This is a genomic window from Actinomadura sediminis, assembly GCF_042675525.1.
In the GTDB taxonomy this organism is placed as follows: Bacteria; Actinomycetota; Actinomycetes; order Streptosporangiales; family Streptosporangiaceae; genus Spirillospora; species Spirillospora sediminis.
Genome location: NZ_JBHTJA010000182.1, coordinates 1 through 7982 on the forward strand (window position 1 = coordinate 1; position 7982 = coordinate 7982).

6 protein-coding genes are annotated in these 7982 nt (G+C 74.1%); 4 read left to right on the forward strand and 2 right to left on the reverse strand.

Features of this window, described 5'->3' with window-relative positions; all coding sequences use genetic code 11:
- Positions 1-119: 119 nt before the first annotated feature.
- Both ACFQ11_RS36510 and ACFQ11_RS36515 read right to left on the reverse strand, forming a co-directional pair.
- On the reverse strand, positions 120-728 hold the full coding sequence (locus ACFQ11_RS36510; RefSeq protein WP_378307318.1) for a DUF4232 domain-containing protein: 609 nt from the start codon (positions 726-728) through the stop codon (positions 120-122).
- A gap of 32 nt (positions 729-760) precedes the next feature.
- A complete protein-coding gene (locus ACFQ11_RS36515) occupies positions 761-1990 on the reverse strand; it encodes a PucR family transcriptional regulator (RefSeq protein WP_378307320.1) in 1230 nt (409 codons plus the stop codon).
- A 461-nt stretch (positions 1991-2451) separates the two neighbouring features.
- On the opposite strand from ACFQ11_RS36515, the gene ACFQ11_RS36520 reads away from it, so the two are divergent.
- From ACFQ11_RS36520 to ACFQ11_RS36535, 4 genes are all read left to right on the forward strand, one after another.
- Positions 2452-4029, forward strand: coding sequence for a dolichyl-phosphate-mannose--protein mannosyltransferase (locus ACFQ11_RS36520; protein WP_378307322.1), 1578 nt, complete (start codon positions 2452-2454; stop codon positions 4027-4029).
- Between the two features lie 22 nt (positions 4030-4051).
- Positions 4052-5461 (forward strand): DUF6801 domain-containing protein, encoded by a 1410-nt coding sequence (locus tag ACFQ11_RS36525; RefSeq protein WP_378307324.1) that lies wholly within the window; start codon positions 4052-4054, stop codon positions 5459-5461.
- 45 nt (positions 5462-5506) lie between these two features.
- Positions 5507-6511, forward strand: coding sequence for a cupin-like domain-containing protein (locus tag ACFQ11_RS36530; RefSeq protein WP_378307326.1), 1005 nt, complete (start codon positions 5507-5509; stop codon positions 6509-6511).
- A gap of 665 nt (positions 6512-7176) precedes the next feature.
- The coding region (locus ACFQ11_RS36535; protein WP_378307328.1) for a DUF6801 domain-containing protein at positions 7177-7982 on the forward strand (806 nt) is incomplete at its 3' end.

A 7982-nucleotide genomic window follows, 5' to 3' on the forward strand; every position in this document is an offset into this window, starting at 1 on the left:
CGGGCGTCCCGCAGAGCCCGCCGCCCGCCGGGTGGCCGCTGCGGCCCGCGCCGCGGGGCGTCCGTCCGGTCGGGGTGCGGCCCGACGGGCAGTGGACGGTGCCGCACGACCGGCGGGTGTCACGCTAGCGACCAGGCGGTCACTTCCAGTCGGCCGGTCGTGCCGAGGTCGAGCCCGCCCGGGACGCGCAGGGGCGGCGGGCGGTGCCCGTCGTCCAGGGCGACCTCGAGGAACGTGCCGTTCACGTTCGTCCCGTGGGTCACCGTGTTGCGCCACACGACGACCGCCGACGCGGACCCGCCGGGCCGCACGGTGATCGGCTTCGGGCCCGGATCGGGCACGCTCGCCGTCCCCTCGACGACCCGCACCTCGAACGGCTCGCGCGCCTCGTCGAGGACGCGCAGCGCCGGGTAGCCGTCCAGCCGCCGGGGCGCGTCGCCGCAGTTCGCGAGCGTCACCCGCATCCCGCGCAGTCCCGTCGCCGCGTCCGGTTCGCGGGCCTCCAGCCGGACGCCGTCCGGCGAGCAATCCGTCCGCGCGGTCTCCGGCACCGGCAGCGGCGGGACGGACGGGACGTGCGGCGCCCGCGAGGCCGGAGGCACGGGCGCGGCGGCGGCGTCCGGCCGGGCGTGTTCCTCGGAGCCGCACCCGGCCGCGAACGGGAGGAGCGCGGCGAGCGCGGCACCGGGCACCGCCGCCCGGACGGTGAATCGGGAGGAAAGGGGCACGCCCCGATCCTCCCAGACTCCCCGGGCGCCGGTCAGCGGGTGCGGGCGGAGGCCGCGCGCAGGTGGGCGGCCCGCAGCGCCACCTCGATGCCGAAGCGGGTCTCCGGGTCGGCCAGCGCCGTGCCGAACGTCTGCTCGATCTTGCGCATCCGGTACCGGACGGTCTGCGGGTGGATGTGCAGTTCCGCCGCGATCTCGGCGGCGGTGCCGCGGGTGACGAGCCACGTCCGCAGCGTCTCGGTCAGCCGGTCCTGCTGCCCCCGCGTCATCCCGTCCAGGATCCCGAGCCGCCGCCGGGTGAGCTGCTCGACCAGCGCCGGGTCGGAGAACAGCCACAGCGTGACCAGGTGGTCCTCGCAGTGGACGACCCGGTCGTCGACCACCCCGTCCAGGGCGAGGTCGAGGCCGCGGCGCGCCCAGCGCAGCGAGTCGGCCGCCTGGAGCACCGGGACCGTCAGGCCGACCGCGGCGCGGCGGCCCGGCACCGCCGCGTCCAGCATCGCGCGGCGCTCGCGCGTGAACGGGCCGGGGATCAGCAGGTGCGGCGTATCGGTCTCGAGGTCGGCGAGGACGTCGTCGTCCAGCGCCGTCCACACGCACCGCGACTCGGGTTCGACGGCGACGAGCGTGACGTCGTCCGGCACCGTCCACCCGGCGGCCTGCGCGGCGTGCTGGATCTCGGACGTCTCGTGCGGCGCGTGCTCGAGGACGCGCCGCAGCAGCCGGCGGCGCCGCTCGTCCAGCGCCGGGATCGGCCGCTCGCGGGCCTCCAGGTACCCCTCCAGCGACAGCGCCGCGAGCTCGTCGAGGAAGCTGAACAGGGCGTCGGCGAGCCGCGACATGACGGCCGAGGAGATGTCGTGGCGCGGCGCGACCTTCATGACCCGCCGCCACGCGACCTGCCCCCCGATCCGGTACGCGGCCTGCAGGGTGTCCAGGGTGCGGCCCTCGTGGGCCTCGTACTGGCCGAGCATGCGGGCGGTCCGGGCGAGGTCGCCGTCGCCGCGCGTCCCGGCCTCGGACGCGCCGGGCGGTGCGGCGACGCGGTCGACGAACGCGGCGAGGTTGTGCTCCACGCTGAGCCGCAGCACCTGCCCGTACGGGCCGTCCAGCGGCCGCGCGTACGCGGGGATGCCGCGGCGGATCTCGGTGATGATCTCCCCGGCGAGGCTGGGCAGTTCGGGCCGCATGATCCGGGCGAGCCGTGGCGGGACCCGCCCCGCCCGCTCGGCGGGGCCTGCGGCTTCGACGGTTCTGGACACGGGCACACCTCCGTCACCGTTCCGGGCGGCCGGCTCTCCGGCCGTGGTCCCCGACCGTACGCACGGTGGCCGCGCGGTTTCTGTAAGGCGCGGGAACAAAACGCGAAGACCACTGCTCAGCCGGTTACAAGAACGGCGAGCAGCGATCTCCGTCGCGGGGTCTTGCGAAGGAGGTCAGGAGCACAACGGCGCGGACGGTGGAACGGGGGCCGGTCCGGGTGCGCGGTTGTGCGCGGCGTGACGCGGGCGTGGTGTGCACCCGACGACACCCGGGGCCGCCGAAAATTGTCTCCGGACGACAACTTCTCGATGAACGCGCCGAGGTCATCACTTCACTGCGGAATGCGGTGGCTTTCTTCGTCGTGAACTCGATTTATCCGGTGGTTCGCCGCTCGTTACGGTCCTGAACTCCCGGCCGGGCCGCGCCCCCGGCCGGGACCGTGGCGAAAGGTGGGCTGACGTTGACCGCCTCGGCAGAACTGGACGAGACCGGACGCGCGGACGACGAGCCGCGACGGTCTCGCCACGCCGTGCGCCTTCTCCCAGGCCGGGCGGCCCTGACCGGCCTCCCGTGGGACCGGATCGGCCCGCTGCTCGTGTCGGCCCTCGCCGGGGCGCTGGTGTTCCACCGCCTCGGCGAGCCGCACGCGCTCGTCTGGGACGAGACGTACTACGCGAAGGACGCGTGGTCGCTGCTGCAGTTCGGCGTCGAGCACAACTGGAACGCCGACCGGCAGGGGCACCCGGCCGACCTGCACTTCCTCTCCGGTCACCCGGAGGCGGGCCTCGCGGGCGGCGGCGAGTGGGCGGCGCACCCGCCGCTCGGCAAGTGGTTCATCGCCGCCGGGATGGCGCTGCTCGGCACCGGCCCGTTCGGGTTCCGCGCGGCGGCGGCGCTCGCCGGCGTCCTCACCGTGCTGATCCTCGCCCGCACCGCGCGCCGGATGACGGGGTCGACCGTCCTCGGCTGCGCGGCGGGCCTGCTCGTCGCCCTCGACGGCTCGTGGCTCGTGTCGAGCCGCCTCGCGATGCTCGACGTGTTCCTGCTGCTGTGGCTCGTCGCCGGGTTCGCGTGCCTCGTCGTCGACCGCGACCGGACGCGCGCCGCGCTCGCCGGCGGCGCCGGCCGGTTCCTCGGACGCCGGTGGCGGTTCGCCGCCGGCCTCTGCTTCGGCCTCGCCTGCGCGACGAAGTGGTCCGCCGTCTACGTGGTCGCGTTCCTGTGGGTGCTGGTGATCCTGTGGGACCGGAAGGCGCGTAAGGACGCGGGCGCCGAACGTCCCTGGCGGGCGACGGCGAAACTCGACGTCCCGCTGGCGTTCGTCCAGTTCTGGGTGGTCGCGGGCGCCGTCTACCTGGCGAGCTGGTGGGGCTGGTTCGCGTCCGGGACGGGCCTCCAGCAGGCCGTCTTCGGGCGCCGGGTCCCCGGGTTCCAGCGGGACTGGGCCGAGTACCACCCGAGCGGCGTGTGGCCGTCGTTCCTCGACCCGATCCGGTCGCTGTGGCACTACCACGCGATGACGCTCGACTTCCACGCGGGCGTCACCGAGCCGAACCCCGCGCAGTCGTGGCCGTGGGAATGGCCGTGGCTCGGGCATCCGGCCGTCATGTACCGGTCGGCGTCGGACGGTTGCGGCGCGGACCCGTGCGCGGCCGAGATCGCCCACGTCGGGACGCCCGCGATCTGGTGGGCGGCGATCGCCGCGCTCATCGCCGTCGCCGCGTTCGTCCGGGACTGGCGGGCGGCCGCCGTCGTCGGCGGCTACCTCGCGTGCTGGCTGCCGTGGTTCCCGAACGCGCTCGACGACCGCACGATGTACTCCACGTACACGCTGCCGATGCTGCCGTTCGCCGTCCTCGCGCTCGTCCTGCTGGCCCAGCGGCTCCACGCGGCCCTGCCCGTGACCGCGCGCGTCGCGGGCGCCGTGTTCGTCCTGGTCGCCGCGGCGAACCTGTACCACCTGCATCCGATCCTGACGGCCGAACCGCTCCCCGAGCCCGCGCGGCAGGCGCGCCTGTGGCTTCCCGGCTGGAGCTGACCTGCATGCGAGGTGTGCGCACATGACGATTCGGGTTCGCGGGACGACGGCGGCGGTCGCGCTCGCCGCCGTCGTGGCCGGGGCGGTGACCGCGGGCGGCGGCGCCGCGCCCGCGCGCGCGGTCGAGACCGACGCGACGCTGCGGTACGCGTGCGCGTTCCCGTCCGGGACGTCGCGGGCCGTGGACGTCCGCGTCCGTGCGGGTTTCCCGGCGGGCGGGACGGCGGGGGAGCCCGTCCGGCCGGGCCGCGCGACCGTCACCGCGACGATCCCGGCGGACGCCGTCGCGGCCGCGGGCCTGCCTCCGGACGCCGCGTCCGTCGCGGGGACGGCCGCGCTCGCGGTCGCCGCCGCGCAGAACGGCACGTCCGCGCCGGTGACCTGGGCGGGGCTGGCCGCGCCGGCGGTGCCTCTCGCGGAAGGCGCGGACCTGGTGCTCGAGGCGTCCGGGGACGTCCCGCCGGTGACGCCCGCCGCGGCCGGCGACCTCGTGTTCACCGCCGCCGCCCTCACCCTGAACCTCGACCCGCGCGACGCCGCGGGCCGGACGCCCGAGGGCGCGGAGCCGGTCGCGGTCACCTGCGAGCCGGCCGAGGGGCGGGACGTCGCGCTCGCGACCGTCCCGGTGCGGCCCGGGGCCCCGGCCGCCGGTCCGGGGGCGTCCGCCGCGCCCGCGCGCGACGCGCCCGCCGCGCCGCGCGCCGCCGCACCGCCCGCCGAGGAGCCGCCGGGCGAGACGCCGGAGGAGTGCGGCACCTACGAGGGCCCGGACACGACGTGGATGTCGGGCTGCATCTACCTGTCGGGGTTCTCGAACGTGACGAAGCTGGACGGCGCGACGATCGTCAACGATCCCGAGTTCGCCGACCCGGCCCTCACCAACGTCATCTACAAGATCACTTCGACGGGCGCGGAGCTGCGGCAGCGGTTCGTCTCCCCGCTGCGGTCGCGGTCGACGTTCCTGACGTTCGGCCTCATGCCCACGACCGCCACGATGGAACTCACCCAGGCGCCCCTGAAACCGGGCGAACCGGTTTACGGTTCCGTTGAGGCGATCACCGACCTGCAGACGGGCGTGCAGACCGTCAACGCGCACATGAAGATGTCGATCCGCATCTACGACGTCACCGTGAAGGGCACGCCGCTGGACGTCGGCGACCGCTGCCGCACCGAGGTCCCGGCCGACCTCCGGCTCACCGGGAAGATGACCAACATCCTGGAGGGCGGCGTGCTCGACGGGACGTTCGCCATCCCGCCGTTCGCGGGCTGCGGCGCCGCCGAGGACCTCGACCCGCTGTTCTCCGGGACCGTGTCGGGCCCGGAGAACCTCCTCCGCGTCACCCTCGGCGCCACCTGCATCCCGTTCGCGGAGATCAGCTGCCCGCCGGTGCTGCCCGAACCGTCCCGCTCCGGGGCCGCCGCCACCGGCTGACCCCGGCCCGACCCCACCCCGTTCAAGCGTTGAAGGAGGAACACCGTGGCCCCTCCCATCGAGCAGTGGCGCCGCTGGATCGCCGAGAACCTGCTCCTCGGCAACCCGCCGGAGGCGATCCGCGCGGTGCTGGTGCAGAACGACTTCGGCGAGGCCGAGGCCGCCCGCGAGGTGAACGCGGCACTGGAGAGCCCCTACGTGCAGGGCGGCTCGCGCGTCGCGAACCGGCTCCGCAAACGCGAATGGACGCTCACCGTCTACGGGCGGCTCGCCCGGATGCGGGCGAACAGCGGCGTGGTCGAACGGCGCGAACGTCCGTCCCGGGACGAGTTCTTCGAGGAGTACTACGCGCAGAACCGGCCCGTCATCATCACCGGAATGCTCAAGTCGTGGCCGGCTCTCGAGAAATGGAACCTGGACTACTTCCGGGACCGCTGCGGCGACCGCGAGGTCGAGGTCCAGTTCGGCCGGGAATCCGACGAGAACTATGAGATCAACGGGCCCAAGCACAAGCGCGTCATGCCGTTCCGCGAGTACCTCGACCTCGTCGAGGGAGCCGGGAGGACGAACGACTTCTACATGACGGCCAACAACGGGTCCCGAAACCAGGACGCCCTGCGCGACCTGTGGGCCGACATCGACCCGATCGACGAGTACCTCGACGGCGACACGCGCGACAAGAGCTTCTTCTGGCTCGGGCCCGCGGGTACGAAGACGCCGTACCACCACGACCTGACGAACAACTTCATGGCGCAGGTCATCGGGCGCAAGCACGTCAAGCTGGTGCCGCTGCACGACACCGCCTACATCTACAACAACGTCCACTGCTACTCCGAAGTGGACGCGAGCGACGTCGACCACGCGCGGTTCCCCAAGATGCGCAACGCGCAGGTGCACGAGTGCACGCTGGAGCCGGGCGAGCTGCTGTTCATCCCGATCGGCTGGTGGCACTACGTCGAGGGCCTCGACACGACCGTGACGATGAGCTTCACGAACTTCAGCCGCTACAACGACTTCGCCGAGAACTACACGACCTACCAGCACCTCTGAGGCCCCCGGCCCCTCGGGGCCGCACCCGCGGGACGTCCGGTCGAGGCGGCGCGGTCCACCGCGCCGCCGATCGTGTTCCCCCTGTTCCGCGTCCCCGTACCCGGCCCGTGCGCCCGCGCCGCGGCCGCGCGGCGGATCTCCCGCCGCGCGGCCGCGGCGTCGGCGTCGTGCCCCGCCGAGCCCGCGATCCGGCCGGCGGCGCCCTGTTCCGCGCCGACGCATCGGCCGCGGCCCCTCCCCGCCGAGCGTTTCGCCGCGCCCCCTTCCCCTCCCGAGCCGCCCCGCGCGTGCCGGTCGGGACGGCGGGCCGGCCCCGGCGGCGGCGCGAGCGCTCAGGAAGTGACAAATCGCGGGCGGCCCCGGCCGTGCGCCGCGCCCGCGCGGGCGTTCTCTGTCAATAACTGCGCACGGACCGGCGGCGCTGCTCGCCGAATGACTAATTTTCGGCCGTCCACCGGTAATGAGAAACGCGGCGGTATCTGTTGAAGTGGTTGAGTGGGCGCCGGTGGGTTTTTATCAATGGCCGGTACAGACACTCCGCCCGGCCGCTGAGTAACTTACGGCGAACGAATATCAGAGCTTTCCAAGATCTGATTTTTCGGGGGGCGTTTCGACTCTGCGGCGCGTCGTACGACGCGCCGGGTCCGTCCAGAAAGGGCAGCAAGTTGGAAAGCAAGCTCAGGAACCGCACGCGCCGCACCGTCAGCGGCCTGGCCGCCGCCGCCATCGGCGGCCTCGGCCTCTCCGCGCTCGGCGTCGCGGCGGCGGCGCCCGCCATGGCGGAGCCCGTCCACCAGACGCTCAACTACCACTGCGTCTTCCCGCTGATCGGCAACCAGCCGCTCGTCGTCGACGTCCGCTCCGACATCCCGGCGGAGATCGCCGTGGGCGAGCAGACGCCGGCGTTCGAGATCGAGGCGACGGCGCACATCACCCCGACCATCCACAACGGGCTGCGCGCCGTCCAGGCCGCCACCCTGGAGGGCTGGGCCACGGCGCAGGCGACGCTGTCGGTGCCGGAGTCGCCGTCGCTGCCGGTCGCCGTCGACGCGATCTTCGAGACCACGCCCGTCCCGCAGCGTCCGGGGGCCGCCTGGGACCTGATCGCCACGGGCGCCGCGCCGCAGCTGGTCTTCACGCAGGCCGGCCCGGGCGAGATCCACGTCGGCAACATGACGCAGATGATCAACCCGAAGCGCGCGGACGGCACCGAGATCTGGCCCGGCGGCCAGGAGGTCCAGTGCACCAAGGACCCGGGCCAGGACGAGCCCTTCGCGACCTTCGAGATCGTCGAGGACACCCCCACCCCGACGCCCACCCCGACCCCCACCCCCACGCCCACCGACACCCCGACCCCCACCCCCACGCCCACTCCGACGCCGACGCCGACGCCGACGCGCTCGCCGACGCCGACGCCGACCCCCCCCCCCCCCCCCCCCCCCCCCCCCCCCCCCCCCCCCCCCCCCCCCCC